Source organism: Rhizobium sp. RCC_161_2, assembly GCF_041355235.1.
GTDB lineage: Bacteria > Pseudomonadota > Alphaproteobacteria > Rhizobiales > Rhizobiaceae > Rhizobium.
In genome coordinates this window covers 226384-243748 of sequence record NZ_JBFUPL010000002.1, presented here as the reverse complement: position 1 = coordinate 243748, position 17365 = coordinate 226384, and the positions used below count along the sequence as shown (strand labels likewise).

Genomic DNA, 17365 nt, shown 5'->3' with positions numbered 1-17365 from the left:
TTTTGCCTAAATGCTGCAGGTGAGGAGATGCCCCGCCAAGCGGAGCAAGCGATAACAACAACGGGAGAGAGACATGCAAGAGGCCCTCGTCGTCCGCCGTGAAACCCATATCGCGGCGCCACCCGCCGCCGTGTTCGCCCTGCTGACCGATCCGGAAAAGATACTGCGCTGGATGGGAACGGAGGCGCAGATCGAGCCTCAGCCCGGAGGGCTCTATCTCGTCAATGTCACCGGTGCGCGTTTTGCGCGCGGTTCCTTTCGCGAGGTGGTGCCGGTGCATCGCCTGGCCTATAGCTTCGGCTGGGACGGCAGTGAAATCGTGCCGCCGGGCTCGAGCCTGGTTGAGATCGACCTGATCGAACAGCCGGACGGAACGCTGCTGCGCCTGACCCATACCGGCCTGCCCAATGCCGACCAATGCGCCGGCCATGCGGAAGGCTGGGCTCACTATCTCGGCCGGCTGGCCGAAGTCGCGGCCGGGCGCACGCCGCCTCCGGACTCGTTTTCCGGCAGGGTGTGATATCTTTCCGCCGTCACTTCTCTTGAGCCGATCACCTTTCCAGGGTGAACGGCGCTAACGGCGCGGATGACAACCCTTGACTGCCGTGGCATGATCGCGGCATGGATCTGCCCGCCCCCCTCGCCTGGCTGGTTGACGAGGCCGGCACCTCGCCCGGCCCTGAATCCTTCCTGGCCGATCTCGGCAGCCGGCTGCTGGCCGATGGCCTGCCGCTGGCTGGCGGCGCCCTGACGCTCGCGGTGCCGCATCCGATCATCGCCCGCCGCACCTGGCTGTGGCGGGCGGAAACCGGAGCAGTAATCGAGGCGCTGGGTTTCGCCGGCAGTCCGCTGAGCCAAGCCGGGCACGACTGGTTGGCCGGGCTCGGCCCGGTGCAGGAAACGACGATCGGCGCGGCGCTGGACAGTCCGCTGCTGGGCTGGGCCGGAACCCGCCCCTTCAGCCCCGCCGAGACCGAACGGCTGCACGAGATCGCCCGCTTTGCCGCCGCGCCCTTGGCCGCCTTGTCCGCTCGGGCGGCACAGGCAGCGCTGCTCGAAGCCTATCTCGGCCGGCGCAGTGCTGCCCGCGTGCAGGCCGGCTCGCTCTCCCGCGGCACTGGCGAGACCATCCGCGCAGCACTTCTCTGCGCCGATCTGCGCGATTTCACCGCCCTCTCCGAGGTAACGGAGCCGGCGGCGATGATCGCCATCCTCGACGCCTGGTTCGACCGCGTCACCGGCTCGGTCAATGCTTTCGGCGGCGAAGTGCTGAAATTCATCGGCGACGGAGCACTGGCGATCTTCCCCGTCACCGGCACGCCGGCCGAAGCCTGCGACGCGGCCCTGCGCGCGGCAGCCGCCGTCCGCGCCGGCATGACCCATCTCGACGGCGTGCGGCAAGCGCAAGGGCTGCCGCCGCTCCCCTTCGGCATGGCCCTGCATTTCGGCGAAATATTATGGGGCAACATCGGCGCCGCCGACCGCCTCGACTTCACCGCCATCGGCCCCGCCGTCAACCTGGTCAGCCGCCTCGAAGGCCTCTGCAAGCCGCTGGGCTACAATGTGCTGATCTCGGGGGCAGTTGCAGTGGAGACGAGGATAGCTTTGATGCCGATGGGCGAGCATGTGTTGCGTGGGATTGTGGCGCCGTGTGCGGTTTTTACTTTGGTGGAGGGGTGAGAGCGGTGGCGACACCATTAAAATTAAATCAGTAGCGATTAGGTTGAATTTAAATCCCAGCTCAATCAACGTGCAAGTCAGTAATGCTTTTCGTGCAAATGGCATTTGGTTATGCGCTTTCGGGTGTGGATCGTAATCCTCTCCCAACCAACCCCTTGAAATCCCCCTCCAATCCCTCCTCTTTCTTGGCCCGGCCCTAATATTCCCCCTTGCCTTTTGCTGCAAATCCTGTCACCCATAGTGTGCTCGGGCATTTGCATGCCGGTGACTGGACTGATTTGGCAATGCCGACTGCGCGAGGCAGCCTCAGGGGGTTAACCTCTGCGTAGACGTTCTTTCCCCGTACGTGAACTTCTCGACTGGCTTTCGCGTTTCGCGGGGGCAAAGCCGTCCGGGAGATCTCGGGCAATATTCAGACTGTAGGGAAAAGGACTATCCCAATGGCCACCAAGGGCATCGTAAAATTCTTCAACCAGGACAAGGGTTTTGGTTTCATCACTCCTGATGGCGGCGCCAAGGATGTATTCGTCCATATCTCCGCTCTCCAGGCTTCCGGCATCCAGTCGCTGCGCGAAGGCCAGCAGGTCACCTTCGACACCGAGCCGGATCGCATGGGCAAGGGCCCGAAGGCTGTCAACATCCAGGCTTCCTAAGTCTTAGTTGATATCCGGATAAAGTTTCGAACGGCGCGGTGCAAACCGCGCCGTTTCGCGTTTGTGGGGATGGGGCAGTTGCAACTCGGGGACCTCTCTCGCCCTTGGCGGGCGAGAAAGCAATTTCACAGGTTTAGGAATTGCGATACCGGAGGCTCTACTTGCTCAAAGCTCAGCGCAATTTCTAAGCCATTGAAATTGCAAGAGCGGGGGTCACGTTCTTGAGCGAAGTAGTTCAGGATTCAGTGCGTCCCTGCCCACCCCCTCTCTTGCAAAATCTAGCACTTAGCTGAAGCTAAATGCTGATTTTGCTTTCTCGCCCGCAAGGGACGAGATAGGGCACCAGCCCCTCAGGCGCTCGCCCGCTCCACATCTCCGCCAAAATCCACCGCCGTAAACGCCGCCGCGATCACCTCCGGCCCTGCCCCAGGCTTGTTGGCGTCGGTCGACAGGATCTGGCGGTAGCGGCGCGAGCCCGGCAGACCGGTGAAGAGGCCGACCATGTGGCGGGCGACGTGGTGCACGCGGCCGCCACTCGCGATGTGGCGTTCGGTATAGGCCATCATCCGGTCGCGCAAGCCGTTCCAATCCGGCTCGACGGCCGCTTCGCCGAAAAAGCGACTGTCGACATCGGCGAGGATAGCGGCATTCTGATAGGCGGCGCGGCCGAGCATGATGCCGTCGACATGGGCGAGATGTGCTTCCGCCTGATCCAGCGTCTGGATGCCGCCATTGATGCCGATGAAAACATCGGGCCAACGCTGCTTCATCCGGTAGACGATGTCGTAGTCCAGCGGCGGGATCTCGCGATTCTCCTTCGGCGAAAGGCCCTTCAGCCAGGCCTTGCGGGCGTGGATCCAGATGGCGTCGGCACCGGCATCGAGTACGCGGGTGATCAGCTCCGGCAGCGCCTGTTCCGGCTTTTGCTCGTCAACGCCGATCCGGCATTTCACCGTCACCGGCGCCTTGGACACCGCCTTCATCGCCGCGATGCAATCCGCCACCGTCTCCGGCGTCAGCATCAGGCAGGCGCCGAAGGTGCCCGACTGCACGCGGTCCGACGGACAGCCGACATTCAGATTGATCTCATCGTAATTGTAGGCTTCGGCGATCTGTAGGGCATTGGAAAGCTTGGCCGGATCCGAGCCGCCGAGCTGCAACGCGACGGGATGCTCGCTGACATCATGCCCCAGCAGCCGATCGCGCGGCCCATGAATGATCGCATCCGCCACCACCATCTCGGTGTAGAGCAAAGCATTGCGACTGATCTGCCGATGCAGATACCTGCAATGCCGGTCAGTCCAGTCGATCATCGGGGCCACGGCGAAAATCTTGCGGCCGGTCTTCAGGGCGTCAGCGTACATGGGAAACCTTTCTGCCCGCGATCTACACCAAAACCTTGTCGAAGGCCAGTTTTCCCAGCGGCAACAATGATGCTAGGTTGACCAACGGAGTCGGAGGGCCGCAAGTCTTCCGGATGCAGATTGAACATTTGAAGAGTAGCCATGACCGAAACCCCCGCCACCGTCATTCCCCTGCCCGCGCCCGTGCTGCTGCCAATCGAGGGCGAGGCCGCCTTCTTCCCCGTGCGCCGCGTCTATTGCGTCGGCCGCAACTATGCTGACCATGCGATCGAGATGGGTCATGATCCCAGCCGCGAGCCGCCCTTCTTCTTCCAGAAGAACCCGGACAATCTGCTGGTCTCTGGCGATTTCCCCTATCCGCCGCTGTCCTCCGATGTCCATCATGAGGTCGAACTGGTGATTGCGCTCAGAAGCGGCGGCGCCGATATTCCGGCCGAGCGCGCGCTGGACTGCATCTACGGCTATGGCGTCGGCATCGATTTCACCCGCCGCGATCTGCAGGGCGAAGCCAAGAAGCTCGGCCGCCCCTGGGAAATCGGCAAGGCCTTCGAACATTCCGCGCCGGTCTCGGCACTGGTGCCAGCAACCCAGGTCGGCCATCCCGACAAGGGCGGTATCTGGCTGATGCGCAACGGCGAAGCGGCGCAGCGCGGCGACCTCCAGCAGATGATCTGGAAAGTGCCTGAGATCATCGCCGAACTGTCGAAGCTCTTCACGCTGGCGCCCGGCGACATCATCCTGACCGGCACGCCCGCCGGCGTCGGCCCCGTCGCACGCGGAGACAGGATCACCTGCGCCGTGGACGGCGTGGCAACGCTGGTGCTGAACGTGGTTTGATCGCAAGGAGGACAGCATGCCGCTCTATGCTCTTTCCGGCCTTGTGCCGAAGACGCCCCAATCCGGCCTCTACTGGATCGCGCCGGATGCCACCGTCATCGGCAAGGTCGAGCTCGGCGAGGATGTCGGCATCTGGTTCGGCGCCGTGCTGCGCGGCGACAACGAGCCGATCGTCGTCGGCAAGGGCACCAACATCCAGGAAGGCGTGATGGTGCATACCGATCCCCGTTTTCCGGTCACGATCGGCGAAGGCTGCACCATCGGCCACCACGCCATCATCCACGGCTGCACCATCGGCGACAATTCGCTGATCGGCATGGGCGCAACGGTGCTGAACGGCGCGAAGATCGGTAACAACTGCCTGGTCGGCGCCAATGCGCTGGTGACCGAAGGCAAGGAGTTTCCGGATGGCTCGCTGATCGTCGGCGCACCAGCCAGGGCGATCCGCGTGCTGGACGAAGCCGCCATCGAGGGCCTGCGCCGCTCGGCGCGCAATTATGTCGCCAACTGGCAGCGTTTTGCGCGGGATCTCAAGAGACTGGATTAAGGTGTCTGCGACCGGCAAGGTAGAAGCTGAATAGTCTGAGCTTGCCGTCGGACAGGCGACTTGAGATCAAGGGCGACAAGGTTAGAAATCCATCGAACGAGGTTCGGGATGGCTTCGAACTTCACTCGCTGACGGAAGTCATATAAATCCTGCTCAATTGCCGTCCCCACCTCTACATACAGCCGCTCGCGCGGCACATTGGGATTTGGCGGCCAAAAATGAGCGTCAAAGAGCCGCCTGCCGTGGCGGCGAACGACATGCACCTCAATCTCTACTCCCGCAGCGCTTAGCGCATCAAAGAGAGAGGACGGATTGAGAACATATCCATAACCTTTGGGTATCTTGCCTGTCTCAGAGGTGAATTCCATCTTGTTGGTCTCTTGCGCTCACTTGGCAAAGCAAAGGGGCAGCCCTTGATACCAAGCCGCGAGAAACTGTCAAGACACAACTAAGTCGCGCAGCTCGCGCAATGGCCTCGGATTTCGATGGTCGATTTCTCTGCCTTGAACTTCTGCGATTTCAGCCAGCCCATCAGCCGGTGATCCACTTCATGGTCGTGGAATTCGGTCACCTGTCCGCAGCTCTCGCAGATGGCGAAGGCGACCAGGCCGTGGCTGTGGCAATTCTCATTCGGATGGGCGCAGGCAACGAAGGAGTTGATGCTCTCGAGACGATGCACGACACCATATTCCAGCAGCTTGTCCAGCGCCCGATAGACCTGCAGCGGCGCGCGGAAACCGTTGTCGCGCAACTTGTCGAGAATGGTATAGGCGCTGAGCGGCCCTTCCGCCTTGGTCAGGACGTCGAAGACAAGCGTCTGGTTCTTCGTGAGCATCGGAGTGGTCATGATTCCTGTCCTCCTTGTTGCGCCGCCGGCGCGCTACCCCTGCGAACAAGAGGCAGCAGACTGAAGATAAATAGGATGAGCGCCGCGACCACAATCGACGGGCCGGACGGCGTGTCGTAGCGTAGCGAGCCGAACAAGCCACCAACAACGGCAATCGCACCGACGAGCGAGGCAAACACCGCCATCATCTCCGGCGTCGCGGCAAACCGGCGCGCAGTGGCGGCGGGAATGATCAGCAGCGCTGTGATCAGCAATATGCCGACGATCTTCATGGCGATAGCAATGACAACGGCCATCAGCAGCATGAAGAACAGCTTCGCCCGCTCCGGCCGTAACCCTTCGGCTTCGGCCAGCTCCGGATTGACGGTGGAGGCGAGCAGCGGCCGCCAAAGCCAGGCGATCGCCGCCAAGACGAAGAGACCGCCGCCCCAGATCATCGCAATATCAGAGCGGCTGACGGCGAGGATGTCGCCGAACAGGAAGGCGATCAGATCGATCCTGACCCAGCTCATGAAAGCCACGATGACAAGGCCGATCGCCAGCGTCGCATGCGACAGGATCCCGAGCAGCGCATCCGCCGAAAGCGCCTGCCGGCGTTGCAGGAAGAGCAGCAGGACCGACACCAGCACTGCGACAGCAAAGACCGAGAGCGTCAGATTGAGCTGGAAGAGCAGCGACAGCGCCACGCCGAGCAGCGCCGAATGCGAAATCGTGTCACCGAAATAGGCCATGCGCCGCCAGATGATGAAGCAGCCGAGCGGCCCAGTGGTTAAGGCAAGACCAACGCCGGCGACGACGGCGCGCAGGAAGAAATCGTCAAACATGGCGCTCTCCCTCGGCGTGATGATGGTCGTGATCATGGTGCTCATGATCATCATGGTCGTGATGGCCGTCATCGGCGTGGCAATGATCGGTGATCGTGCCATCGGCATGCTGCACCCGGCCGTCCGGCAAATGCGTATGATCGTGATGATGGCTGTAGATCGCCAGCGATTGCGCTGCCCGGGTGCCGAACAGCCTGACATATTCCGGGCTCTGGCTGACCGCCTGCGGCGTGCCACGGCAGCAGACATGCCCGTTCAGGCAGACGACCGTGTCGGTTTCGGCCATGACTACATGCAGATCATGCGAGATCAGCAGAATACCGCAGCCTTCGGAGTTGCGGATCGATTTGATCAGATCGTAAAGCGCGATCTCGCCGCTGAAATCGACGCCCTGCACCGGCTCGTCCAGCACCAAAAGATCCGGCTTGCGGGCGATGGCCCGCGCCAGCAGCGCCCGCTGGAACTCGCCGCCAGACAGATGCTGCACCTCGGCCTTTGCAAGATGGGCGATCCCCACCGCTTCCAGCGCCGCTCTCAATTCGGTTTCGGGCAAAGGACCGGTCAAGGTCATCAAGCGGTGGACGCTAAGCGGCAATGTCCAGTCGATAGCAAGCTTCTGCGGGACATAGCCGACCTTGAGGCCGGCGATACGCTCAACGCTGCCTTCATCCGGCTTCAGCACGCCGATCGCCGCCTTGGCGCTGGTGGATTTCCCCGAACCGTTTGGGCCGATCAGCGTAACGATCTCGCCGCGGTTCACTGAGAAATCGACGCCGCGCACCAGCCAGCGGCCGCCACGGCGGACGCCGACATCATGGAGCGACACTAGCGGCCGTCTATGATTGTCCACGGAAGAAAGCATGAAATTTCCACTTGCGCTGTTGCGCCTTGCTATCGCACACGTTATAGCATAACGCAATTGATGTAATAACATAACAGACCCATTCAAGGGCGATCGCGCGTAACCATGCTAAAGACCATTCTCCCCCTCACCGCTTCTCTGCTGTTTTCCGGGCTTTTCGCCGGCGCCACCATGGCCGCCGATGCGCCGGATGTGGTGGTGTCGATCAAGCCCATTCATTCCCTCGTTGCCGCAATCATGGACGGCGTCGGTACGCCGGAGCTGATCGTCGATGGCGCCGCCTCGCCGCATACCTATGCGCTGAAGCCCTCGAATGCGAAGGCGCTGGAAGCCGCCAAGGTGGTCTTCTGGGTCGGACCCGGCATGGAAGCCTTCCTGGAAAAGCCACTTTCGGCCCTCGGCTCCAACGCCTTGGTGGTCGAACTCGACAAGGCGCCCGGCATTACCAAGCTGAAATTCCGTGAGGGTGGCGCTTTCGAAGCGGATGACGATGGCGACGAGCCTACGGATCATGATCACGATCACGGAGAGTTCGATACGCATCTCTGGCTCGATCCACACAATGCCAAGGCGATGGCGGCCGAAATCACCACCACATTGGTCGCGGCCGACCCCGCCAATGCGCTGACCTATGAAGCCAATCAGAAGGCGCTGGACGACAGGTTGGACGCGCTCGACGCGGAAATCGCTTCGACTCTCGCTCCAGTGAAGAGCAAGCCCTTCATCGTCTTCCATGATGCCTACCAATATTTCGAGCGCCGCTATGGCGTGCGTGTCGCGGGTTCGATCACGGTCAGCCCCGAGAGCATTCCCGGCGCACAGCGCATATCGGAAATTCATGGCAAGGTCGCCGAACTCGGTGCCACCTGCGTCTTCGCCGAGCCGCAATTCGAGCCGAAGTTGGTCAACGTCGTCCTGGAGGGTACATCCGCGAAATCCGGCGTGCTTGACCCGGAAGCGGCGACCCTGCCGCAAGGGCCGGATCTCTATTTCGACCTGATGCGCGGCATCGCCAATTCCCTGAAGACCTGCCTCTCCTGAGATAGGCGCTGTATCGCCGAAAAGAGCGAGCCATCTGCTCGCTTTTTTCAAACTCATCACTGTAATAATATTACATTACAAAAGAGGTGACCATGAACAAGAAGCTCCCAGTCACCGTTCTCTCCGGCTTTCTCGGCGCCGGCAAGACGACGCTGCTCAATCATATCCTCAACAATCGCCAGGGCCTGCGCGTCGCCGTCATCGTCAATGACATGAGTGAGGTGAATATCGACGCCGCGCTGGTGCGCGACGGCGGCGCCAATCTCTCGAGAACGGAAGAACAACTCGTCGAGATGACCAATGGCTGCATCTGCTGCACGCTGCGCGATGACCTGCTGAAGGAAGTGCGCCAGCTCGCCGTCCAGGATCGCTTCGACTATCTGCTGATCGAATCGACCGGGATCGCCGAGCCCCTGCCCGTGGCCACGACCTTCGAGTTTCGTGACGAAGACGGCAACAGCCTTTCCGATGTCGCCAAGCTCGACACCATGGTCACCGTCGTCGACGCCGCCAATTTGCTGGCCGATTACGGTTCGACCGATTTCCTCGCCGATCGCGGCGAAACCGCGGGCGATGGCGACAACAGGACCATCGTCGATCTCCTCGTCGAGCAGATCGAATTCGCCGATGTCGTCATCCTCAACAAGGTCGGCGCAGCAAGCCCTGAGCAGCAGGACGCCGCCCGCAAGATCGTCGTTGGACTCAACCCCGATGCACGCCTGATCGAGACCGATTTCGGCAAGGTGGAACCGGCCGAAGTTCTCGGAACTGGCCGCTTCGACATCGATCGCGCCGAAACGCATCCCCTCTGGTACAAGGAGTTGCACGGTTTCAAGGATCATGTTCCGGAGACGGAAGAATACGGCATCCGCTCCTTCGTCTATCGCGCGAAGAAACCGTTCGATCCCATGAAATTCCAGGAGTTTCTCGATCGCTCGTGGCCGGGTGTCGTGCGCGCCAAGGGGTTCTTCTGGCTCGCGACCCGCCCGCACTATGTCGGTGAAATGAGCCAGGCCGGCGCGCTGGTGCGCACCTCCAAGATGGGCCTCTGGTGGGCGGCCGTCCCTCAGGAACAATGGCCAAGCGATCCCGCCTTCAAGCGTGCCATAGGCCCCTATCTCGACCCAACCTGGGGTGACCGCCGCCAGGAGCTGGTCTTCATCGGCGCCGATCCCATGGATCAGGAAAAAATCACCGCGGAACTGGATGCCTGTCTGATCGAAACAGACCGCTTCGCGCCCGAGCGCTGGAGGAACCTGCCGGACCCGTTTGCAAGCTGGAACAGATCAGCCGCATGAGCGAACAGAAAGCCATCAACTTCCGCTGCTTCTGCTTCGAATGCGAAGCGGAAGGCAGTGGAAAGGGTCAGCCGGCATCCGTCTCGAAATCCGCTTCGCCGGCAGTCGATCACGAAGAGAAAAAGCACAGCAAACCAACCGCCCGCAAATCTGCGGGCGCACTGGACCGTTTACTGTTTGGAACCTGAAACGGCGCGATCACGCCACCAGCATACTCGCCGGAACGACACTGACCTCATGCACGACAAGCAGCGCACCGATCACCTCGCCTCGCGGTTTGGTGGCCCGCAGCGGCGTCATGCTGCAGTGCAGTGTCTTGCCGGTATCCACTGGACGCTGGACCGGATAGAGACAATCGACCGTTTCGCCAGCCAGGCAGCTATCGAGCTTACCCTTGAAGGTGCTTTCGAAGCATTCGGAACCGATGAATTCGGCAACATGCCGTCCCACCAGTTCGATCGGCTTCGACTTCAAGGATTCCGAGTTGGCCGCATTGCTGTAGAGATAACGATAGTCGCGCGTGATGACGGCAACGCGATCGGGCAGGCTGTCGAGAATGACATCGTTCAGAACGTTGTCCTCGTCGAAACCCGGAACCTGGCTCTCGTGCTCATCTTTCTCCGCGGAGAACGCCAATAGCACATCCGCCGCAGCCTCACTGGCGCCGCCAAAATAGCGATCGATCAGCAATGACAACGACGCAGAATTACGCATCACACGCGAACGGTCATCCGATTCCTCGCGAATGAGATTGCTCATGAACTGGAGCTGCATGTACATTTCAAGAAGACTGTTGGCCTTGTAGGCCATAATAGCCGCAATGAGCGGTTCCAATTCGCGATCCAGAGAACTAACCAGTTCGTCATCACCCAGCTTGATCGCACGTTGAATCTGGGCACATTTCGTGGAGAAGGCATGAAAGAGTGCCAGCAAATTGCCCTCCTGCCCTTGCCCAAAGATAAGCCTCGGGCCTCATTCCCGATACCCACTGTGACCAAGGATTTTCAGCTTGGTGTCCGCAATCTCACCAAACTTTCTGTAAATTGAAATAACATGACTTACCCTCACTTTCAATGCTGGCAAACGGAAGTTCTCGGAAAAGGCGAATTTTTCGAAAGCTCAAGCTTACCCAAGGCCAAAGGTGCGGCCTGTTGCGATCAAAAGTGGTTCATTTTGGCACAGACCACTCTATTTCGGTAATATTTCAGAAAACAGATTTCTTGATATTCCAGCGGTCGTGATACCAAAGCCACTGCTCCGGATGCTCCCTCACCCAGCTCTCGACCTTGTCGTTCAGCATCTGCGCGGTGGCGGGCAAATCCAGATTTCCACGCTCGTCGCGCGGCATCTCCAGCTTCGGCTCGATCTCCAAACGGTAGCGATTGCCGGGCAAACGGATGCATCGAGCCGGATAAACCTCGCAATTGAACTGCCGTACGAGCTTTGGCAAGAGCGGATTGGTCTTGACCTCGCGACCGAAAAATTGGGTCTTCAGCCCCTTGCGGAATTTCTGATCGACCAGCACGCCGACCGCGCCGCCATTCTCAAGCTGGCGGGCCAGGGTGAACGACGACCCCGCATGCGAGGGCACGAGACTGCCCATGCGCTTGGCGCGAAAATCGAAGACCTTCTGTGCCACATAGGGATTATTCGGCGGACGAAAAAGCACGGTAACCTTCAGTCCGAAGGCCGCGCCGGCCACCGGCAACAACTCGAAGTTGCCCGTATGCCCGGTAAAGACGATAAATGGACGGGGATTCTCTCTTAGGTCGAGAAAGATCGGGATACCCGAGACCTCGATGCGGCCCGGCTCCTCACGCGATGGATCGAAATCGAACAGCCGGTCGAGGAAAACATATTCCGCCGCCAGCCGCCCCATATTGCCCCAGCTCGCCAGCGCGATCTCGGTAATCTCAGTCTCGCTCTTCTCAGGAAAGGCGTTGCGGAGATTGGTCAGCATCAGCTGGTGCCGGCGCATGCGTGGCCCGATTTTCCGGGTCAGCCAGTCGGCGAAATTGATGCCGCCATCGACCGGAAACAGCTTCAGGAAATTCAAGAATCCGAAGATCACCTGCGCCACCAGCCACTGCTGGAAGTTCCTAAGCGCAATGACGATCCGGGTAATGACGAGCTTCACGCCGGTCAGTCCATCTTGAGGATGATCTTGCCGAATATCTGGCGCGACTCCATCCGTTCCAATGCCCGGTCGATATCATCGAAGCTCACTTCAGTATCGATCACCGGATGCACCAGGCCCCGCGCCATCTTCTGCATGGCATTCGCCATGTTTTCCATCCGGCAACCGAAGGAGCCGAGCAGCTTCAATTGCTGTTGGAAGAGCATCATCAGGTTCATCTCGGTAGAGACGCCCGAGGTCGAACCACAGGTAACGAGACGGCCTCCGCGCTTCATGCAGAGCATCGAACCGGCCCAGGTGTCCTTGCCGACATGTTCGAAAACGACGTCGACGCCCTTCTTCTTGGTCAGCTTGCGCACCACGCCCTCGAAGCGGTCGGTGCGGTAATTGATGACGTGATCGGCGCCGAGCGCCTTGGCCTTTTCGATCTTGTCGTCGGAGCCGACGGTGGTGATCACCGTGCAGCCGATCTTCTTGGCGAGCTGGATCGCCGCCGTGCCAATGCCCGAGCCGCCGGCATGAACGAGGATCGTCTCGCCCGGCTCCAGCTTGGCATTGTCGAACAGCATATGTTCGACCGTACCGAAGGTGACGGGCGCCAGCGCCGCGCCGATCGCGTCGACACCGGGAGGAGCCGGAACCAGCAGGCGCGCCGGCAGATTGACCTTTTCCTGCGCAAAGCCGTCGAGATGGAAACCATGCACGCCGCCAACATGTTCGCAGAGATTGTCGCGACCCTCGCGGCAATGACGGCAGAGACCACAGGTGCGCGCGCCGTAGATCGACACGAGCTGGCCCGGCAGCACATTGGCAACACCCGGCCCGATCGCCTCGACGACGCCGGATGCTTCCGCGCCGATCACCAGCGGCATCTTGCGCTTGGCAAAGGCCATGCCCCGCCAGCCCCAGACGTCAATATGATTGAGGGCGACCGCCTTGACGCGCAGGGTCACCTCGCCCGCGCCGGGAGCTTCGGGCTCCGGCAGATCGGTGATCTCAAGTTTGCGGTCGTCGATCAGTTGCAAAGCACGCATGGCAAAATCCCTCGCCCCTTGGGCGCAGTAATATTTTTTCTTCGAAGGTCCGATTAAGCCGGTTCGAGCGCCATGACAAGGCTGGCGTTCTGTCCGCCGAACCCGAAGGAGTTCGAAAGGATGGCGCCAACCTGTTTTTCACGCTTCTTGTTCGGCACGACGTCAAGAATGATCGTCGGATCGGGATTGTTGTAGTTGATCGTCGGCGGCAGCGTGCCAGTCAGCATGGTCTGCAGCGAGAACACCGCCTCGACCGCCCCGGCCGCTGTCAGCGTATGGCCGATCATCGACTTGTTCGACGAGACCGGGATGGTCGGCAACCGTTCGCCGAAGACGGCGGACATAGCGCCATATTCCATCTTGTCGTTTTCCGGCGTCGAGGTACCGTGGGCATTGATATAGCCGATATCGGTCTCGGCCATGCCGGCATCGGCCAGTGCCGCGCGGATCGTCGCGATCGCCGGGCCGCCGTCGGGCGACGAGCGAGTGCGATGGAAGGAATCGGCCTTGTCGCCGGCGCCCTTCATAATGCCGAGGATCTTCGCGCCGCGAGCAACCGCTGATTCCAGTGATTCCAGCACCAGCGTCGCAGCCCCCTCGGCGATGACGAAGCCGTCACGATCCTTGCTGAAGGGCTTGGAGGCCTTGGTCGGCGGATCGTTCTGGGTAGAAAGAGCCGACAGCAGGGAAAAGCGGATCAGCGCCTCGGCGCTCAGCGAGCCATCGGTCGCAACCGTCAATGCGCGTGTCGTACGGCCCTGGCGGATTGCCTCGATACCAAGCTGGATCGCGGTAACACCCGATGCACAGGCCGTCGACAGGGTCACCGGCAGGCCACGCGTGCCGAAACGATCGGCTAGACGTTCGGAAATGGCGCCGAACAGCGCCGCCTCATGGAACACGGGATCGGGACGCTGGCGCATAGCCGCGAGAAAACGATCATAGGCGTCACCTGGATGATCACCCGGAGGCGAGCGGTCGGCAAGCTCGAAGCGTGCGCTCCATTCCGGCTCGATCGGCGGCGCAGCAAGAAAGAGCGGCGCGTTGAAATCACCGGAAAGTCCAGCCTGGGCAAGCGCCTCGATCGTCGTTTCACGCGCGAAGGCATAGGAACGTTCGACGGCGTTCGGCGCCGGAATATCGATGAAATCCACCGTGCCGGCAATGCGCGTCGAAAGCCCGTCGGTCGGAAAGCGGGTGATGCCGTGAATCCCCGACGTGCCCGAGGAAAGCGCGTTCCAATTGTCCTGCAATCCCTGGCCGAGCGAGGTGATGATGCCCATGCCGGTAACGGCGACGATGGGGCGGCCGAGATGATCCTTATAGGCGGATGCGGTCATGATCCTAACTCCTCACGCTTCGGCGGACAGGACGGCGATGCCTTCGCCGCGCGCGTGGCCTACGGTCGTCACGACTGCCTTCGTCGCGCCGGTCTTCATCGGCTTTTCGTGCGCGGCGTCGAAAGCCGGCACCTTGGCCTTGTTGGCGATGGCGAGCGCCGCAAAAGCGATCCCGAGCGGAAACTGGCTTTCGAGCCCGTGGCCGGAAATTCCGGCATAGCCACGAATGGCCGATGCCGGCAGCTGCGCTTCCAACACGGCCTTTTCGCGCGTTGCAAGATCGGCGATCGCCGTCGTGCCGCAGAAGACGACCGTATCGTCGCCCTGCGTATCCTTGGCGGGTGCAAGCAGGCGCTCGAGCCGCGCCTCGAACTTGCCAGCGTCGCGACTGCCGCGATCGCCCTCGATCGCGTCGATCGTTGCATAGATATGTGCGCCACGCGCTTCTGCATGGGCGCGCGATTCCAGCACGAGGAAGGCACCGAGCGAGCCCATGATCATGCCGCCGCCATTTTCCGGCTTGCGGGACCAGAGCGGATGCCATTCGCCGATCGCATGGGCGTTGACCGATTCGATCAGCAGCATCATGTCCTGCCGCTCGGCCGAAAACGCGCCGCCGACCAGTGCGTGGCTCGATTCGCCCGACTTGATGCGATGGAAAGCGGTCTCTACAGCCGAGATGCCGGCCGCTTCCTCGCCCATGAAGGTGCGCGACGAGCCCGTCACCTTGTGCACGATCGAAATATTGCCGGCGAGCAGATTGGAAAGCTGTGCCAGGAACAGCGTCGGACGCAGTTCGGTCGTCAGCTTCTCGTTCAACAGCAGTTCGCGATCATTGCGCTTCAGGCCTTCATCGACGATCAGCGTATCGACATTGAGGTCGCGCTCGCCGCCGCCGGCGGCAACGATCATGTCCATGCTGCCGCAGGCATCAAGATCGTCCTTGAAGCCGGCATCGTCCAGCGCCAGGCCGGCGGTAAAGACGCCGATGCGCTGCCAGTTTTCCATCTGCCGCTGATCGCCGCGCTTCGGGATCTGCTGCGACCAGTCGATCTCCGGCAGCGGATGCACGGGATAGGGCTTGAATTTTTCGGTTTCGACGATGGTCGTCGGCGTCTTGTCCGCGGTCAGCAGGGCGACATGCGCATCCTTGCCGACACCCTGACAGGTGACAATGCCGATACCCGTAATCACCACATCATTCTGAGCCTTGCTCATTCATCAATCCTCTAAGAATGCGGGGCCATGCAAGCCGGAAGCGTCAGCCATTGGCGGCGATGGCGTCGAGAAGTCCGACCTCGCCAGCCCGCTTGCGCACGATATCGGCCAGCGGCACCTCATTAAACGGCATGGTGCGCAGCTTCAACTGCGCATCGCAGATCTTCTTGCCGGCAATGGTGATCCGCGCCTTGGTCACCGCAAAGCCCGAGCCGTCATGCTCCAGTTCCGCCTCGATGTCGAGTTCCGCTTCGGGCTCGACGAAGGTGCGCATCTTGGCGCCATCGACCGACATCAGGAACGGCATGGAGGCGAAATTGGTCACCGCAAGCACCAGCATGCCCGAAGCCTGGGCCATGGTTTCGATCAGAAGAACGCCGGGAACGAGCGGCATGCCGGGAAAATGACCTTCGAAAACAGGGCTCTTGGCCGGAACGACCGAATGCGCCTTCAAAAGACCCTTGGACAGATCGACGGAATGAACCCGATCGATCATCTGGAAATATTCCAGCAGCATCAACGCCTCCGATCCTACCCGCTGACCTCTGATGGTCCGGGCAGGATACGATAGTTAAGAATAAAACCGCCCGGCCGCTATAATCAGGAGCGGCTGGGCGTCAAAAAAGCAAAGACGTTGCTCAGCCCTTGGCGGCGCGCAGTTCGTCGATCTTGGCGCAGAGATTCTTGAGGACGAAATATTCCTCGGTCGAAACCTTGCCTTCGTTGACTTCCTGGGTCCACTTTTCCAGCGGAATCTTGATGCCAAATTCCTTGTCGATGGCAAAAACGATGTCCAGGAAGTCGAGGCTGTCGATGCCAAGATCGTCGATCGTGTGGCTCTCCGGGGTGATCGTCTCACGATCGATTTCGCTTGTCTCAGCGATAATATCAGCAACTTTGTCGAATGTAGCAGTCACGCCCATACCTCTTGAAATGATAATTCAATCCTCCTCATAGGGAAATCCATTCCAAAAGCCAATGGGTTCCGCCGGAGACCCCGGCAATTTGGCGAAAGACTGTTGCGCAAACAGCAACGAGGCTTCCGGCGCCATCACCGCCAGGGTGACGGCCGGCATGCGGGCAAGATGCGGCAGCATTGCGGCTTAGCCGCAACGGCCAGCAAATTTGCCGAAGCAACGAACGATCAATCGCTGATGACGATGCGCGTGTTCTTGAGCCCCGCTTCCGATGTCATCGAAAAGAAGGTCGCGGCGTTTCGCGGCTCCAGCCGCACGCAGCCATGCGATGCCGGCCGGCCAAGGCGCTTCAGCTCGTAGGTGCCATGCACGGCGTAACCGCCGTTGAAGAACACCGCGTACGGCATGGGCGCATCATCATATTTCTTGGAGCGGTGATCGCGCGACAGCCATTTCGCCGTATAGGAGCCGACCGGCGTCACATAGCCCTTGCGCGCGGTCGATACTTTCCAACGATACTTGAGAACACCATCTTCGGAAACGGTCATCGTCTGCGACCGAAGATCAATTCTGGCAAGAATAGTTCCAGCCTGCGCTGAAACAGCAGGAAATTGCAGGCATAGACATGCGGAGGCTGCTATCAGTACCCGTCTCATCTTGTCCCCTTCCACCGTTTGCTTCTCTTTGAAACAATTCCGATGAAGGGAAACTCTATCATCTATCCGATTATACTAAATTAATACGGATGGTGAGCAATTCATTAACG

At 60.4% G+C, this 17365-nt stretch carries 22 protein-coding genes; 8 read left to right on the top strand and 14 right to left on the bottom strand.

The genetic code is table 11. The features are described 5' to 3' along the window. Positions 1–73: 73 nt before the first annotated feature. From AB6803_RS05315 to AB6803_RS05305, 3 genes are all read left to right on the top strand, one after another. Positions 74–520 carry an SRPBCC domain-containing protein gene (locus AB6803_RS05315; protein ID WP_371107908.1) on the top strand — a complete coding sequence of 149 codons (447 nt, stop codon included), beginning with the start codon at positions 74–76 and terminating at the stop codon, positions 518–520. A gap of 101 nt (positions 521–621) precedes the next feature. Beyond that, complete coding sequence (locus AB6803_RS05310) at positions 622–1680, top strand: adenylate/guanylate cyclase domain-containing protein (RefSeq protein ID WP_371107907.1); 1059 nt, start codon at positions 622–624, stop codon at positions 1678–1680. Positions 1681–2120: 440 nt separating this feature from the next. Continuing rightward, positions 2121–2333 carry a cold-shock protein gene (locus tag AB6803_RS05305; RefSeq protein WP_007696646.1) on the top strand — a complete coding sequence of 71 codons (213 nt, stop codon included), beginning with the start codon at positions 2121–2123 and terminating at the stop codon, positions 2331–2333. A 350-nt stretch (positions 2334–2683) separates the two neighbouring features. On the opposite strand, the gene dusA is transcribed toward AB6803_RS05305, so the two are convergent. Further along, positions 2684–3697 carry a tRNA dihydrouridine(20/20a) synthase DusA gene (gene dusA / locus AB6803_RS05300; RefSeq protein ID WP_371107906.1) on the bottom strand — a complete coding sequence of 338 codons (1014 nt, stop codon included), beginning with the start codon at positions 3695–3697 and terminating at the stop codon, positions 2684–2686. Positions 3698–3838: 141 nt separating this feature from the next. Between dusA and AB6803_RS05295 the strand changes: the two genes are divergently transcribed. After that, on the top strand, positions 3839–4534 hold the full coding sequence (locus AB6803_RS05295; protein ID WP_007696662.1) for a fumarylacetoacetate hydrolase family protein: 696 nt from the start codon (positions 3839–3841) through the stop codon (positions 4532–4534). Between the two features lie 16 nt (positions 4535–4550). Next, complete coding sequence (locus AB6803_RS05290) at positions 4551–5081, top strand: gamma carbonic anhydrase family protein (RefSeq protein ID WP_371107905.1); 531 nt, start codon at positions 4551–4553, stop codon at positions 5079–5081. On the opposite strand, the gene AB6803_RS05285 is transcribed toward AB6803_RS05290, so the two are convergent. The 4 genes from AB6803_RS05285 to AB6803_RS05270 all read right to left on the bottom strand — a co-directional run bounded on the left by AB6803_RS05285 (position 5078) and on the right by AB6803_RS05270 (position 7614). Beyond that, positions 5078–5449 carry a hypothetical protein gene (locus AB6803_RS05285; protein ID WP_371107904.1) on the bottom strand — a complete coding sequence of 124 codons (372 nt, stop codon included), beginning with the start codon at positions 5447–5449 and terminating at the stop codon, positions 5078–5080. The two genes, AB6803_RS05290 and AB6803_RS05285, sit on opposite strands and share 4 nt — an antisense overlap. Before the next feature lie 80 nt (positions 5450–5529). Further along, positions 5530–5928, bottom strand: a complete 399-nt coding sequence (locus tag AB6803_RS05280; protein WP_012651681.1) for a Fur family transcriptional regulator — start codon at positions 5926–5928, stop codon at positions 5530–5532. Further along, positions 5925–6752 carry a zinc ABC transporter permease subunit ZnuB gene (znuB, locus tag AB6803_RS05275; protein WP_371108330.1) on the bottom strand — a complete coding sequence of 276 codons (828 nt, stop codon included), beginning with the start codon at positions 6750–6752 and terminating at the stop codon, positions 5925–5927. Before znuB ends, AB6803_RS05280 begins: the two co-directional genes overlap by 4 nt. Next, positions 6745–7614, bottom strand: a complete 870-nt coding sequence (locus tag AB6803_RS05270) for an ATP-binding cassette domain-containing protein (protein WP_371107903.1) — start codon at positions 7612–7614, stop codon at positions 6745–6747. Before AB6803_RS05270 ends, znuB begins: the two co-directional genes overlap by 8 nt. 105 nt (positions 7615–7719) lie before the next feature. Between AB6803_RS05270 and AB6803_RS05265 the strand changes: the two genes are divergently transcribed. From AB6803_RS05265 to AB6803_RS05255, 3 genes are all read left to right on the top strand, one after another. Continuing rightward, a complete protein-coding gene (locus AB6803_RS05265) occupies positions 7720–8655 on the top strand; it encodes a zinc ABC transporter substrate-binding protein (protein WP_371107902.1) in 936 nt (311 codons plus the stop codon). Positions 8656–8747: 92 nt separating this feature from the next. Continuing rightward, the gene (gene zigA, locus AB6803_RS05260; protein ID WP_371107901.1) at positions 8748–9953 is read left to right on the top strand and encodes a zinc metallochaperone GTPase ZigA; all 1206 of its coding nucleotides are present in this window, start codon (positions 8748–8750) and stop codon (positions 9951–9953) included. Further along, positions 9950–10141, top strand: a complete 192-nt coding sequence (locus AB6803_RS05255) for a hypothetical protein (RefSeq protein ID WP_371107900.1) — start codon at positions 9950–9952, stop codon at positions 10139–10141. The genes zigA and AB6803_RS05255 overlap by 4 nt, the downstream gene beginning before the upstream one ends. A gap of 10 nt (positions 10142–10151) precedes the next feature. On the opposite strand, the gene AB6803_RS05250 is transcribed toward AB6803_RS05255, so the two are convergent. From AB6803_RS05250 to AB6803_RS05210, 9 genes are all read right to left on the bottom strand, one after another. Beyond that, positions 10152–10886 carry a PAS domain-containing protein gene (locus AB6803_RS05250; RefSeq protein WP_371107899.1) on the bottom strand — a complete coding sequence of 245 codons (735 nt, stop codon included), beginning with the start codon at positions 10884–10886 and terminating at the stop codon, positions 10152–10154. A gap of 271 nt (positions 10887–11157) precedes the next feature. Then, a complete protein-coding gene (locus AB6803_RS05245) occupies positions 11158–12090 on the bottom strand; it encodes a lipid A biosynthesis lauroyl acyltransferase (protein ID WP_371107898.1) in 933 nt (310 codons plus the stop codon). 5 nt (positions 12091–12095) lie between these two features. Next, on the bottom strand, positions 12096–13124 hold the full coding sequence (locus AB6803_RS05240; RefSeq protein WP_371107897.1) for a zinc-binding dehydrogenase: 1029 nt from the start codon (positions 13122–13124) through the stop codon (positions 12096–12098). A gap of 53 nt (positions 13125–13177) precedes the next feature. Next, the gene (locus AB6803_RS05235; protein ID WP_371107896.1) at positions 13178–14464 is read right to left on the bottom strand and encodes a beta-ketoacyl-ACP synthase; all 1287 of its coding nucleotides are present in this window, start codon (positions 14462–14464) and stop codon (positions 13178–13180) included. A 12-nt stretch (positions 14465–14476) separates the two neighbouring features. Next, the gene (locus tag AB6803_RS05230) at positions 14477–15682 is read right to left on the bottom strand and encodes a beta-ketoacyl-ACP synthase (protein WP_371107895.1); all 1206 of its coding nucleotides are present in this window, start codon (positions 15680–15682) and stop codon (positions 14477–14479) included. Between the two features lie 43 nt (positions 15683–15725). Next, a complete protein-coding gene (locus tag AB6803_RS05225) occupies positions 15726–16199 on the bottom strand; it encodes a 3-hydroxyacyl-ACP dehydratase FabZ family protein (RefSeq protein WP_371107894.1) in 474 nt (157 codons plus the stop codon). A 121-nt stretch (positions 16200–16320) separates the two neighbouring features. Next, on the bottom strand, positions 16321–16605 hold the full coding sequence (locus AB6803_RS05220; protein WP_371107893.1) for an acyl carrier protein: 285 nt from the start codon (positions 16603–16605) through the stop codon (positions 16321–16323). Between the two features lie 18 nt (positions 16606–16623). After that, positions 16624–16779 carry a hypothetical protein gene (locus tag AB6803_RS05215; protein WP_371107892.1) on the bottom strand — a complete coding sequence of 52 codons (156 nt, stop codon included), beginning with the start codon at positions 16777–16779 and terminating at the stop codon, positions 16624–16626. Positions 16780–16826: 47 nt separating this feature from the next. Continuing rightward, the gene (locus tag AB6803_RS05210) at positions 16827–17255 is read right to left on the bottom strand and encodes a L,D-transpeptidase (protein WP_371107891.1); all 429 of its coding nucleotides are present in this window, start codon (positions 17253–17255) and stop codon (positions 16827–16829) included. Between the last annotated feature and the right edge of the window lie 110 nt (positions 17256–17365).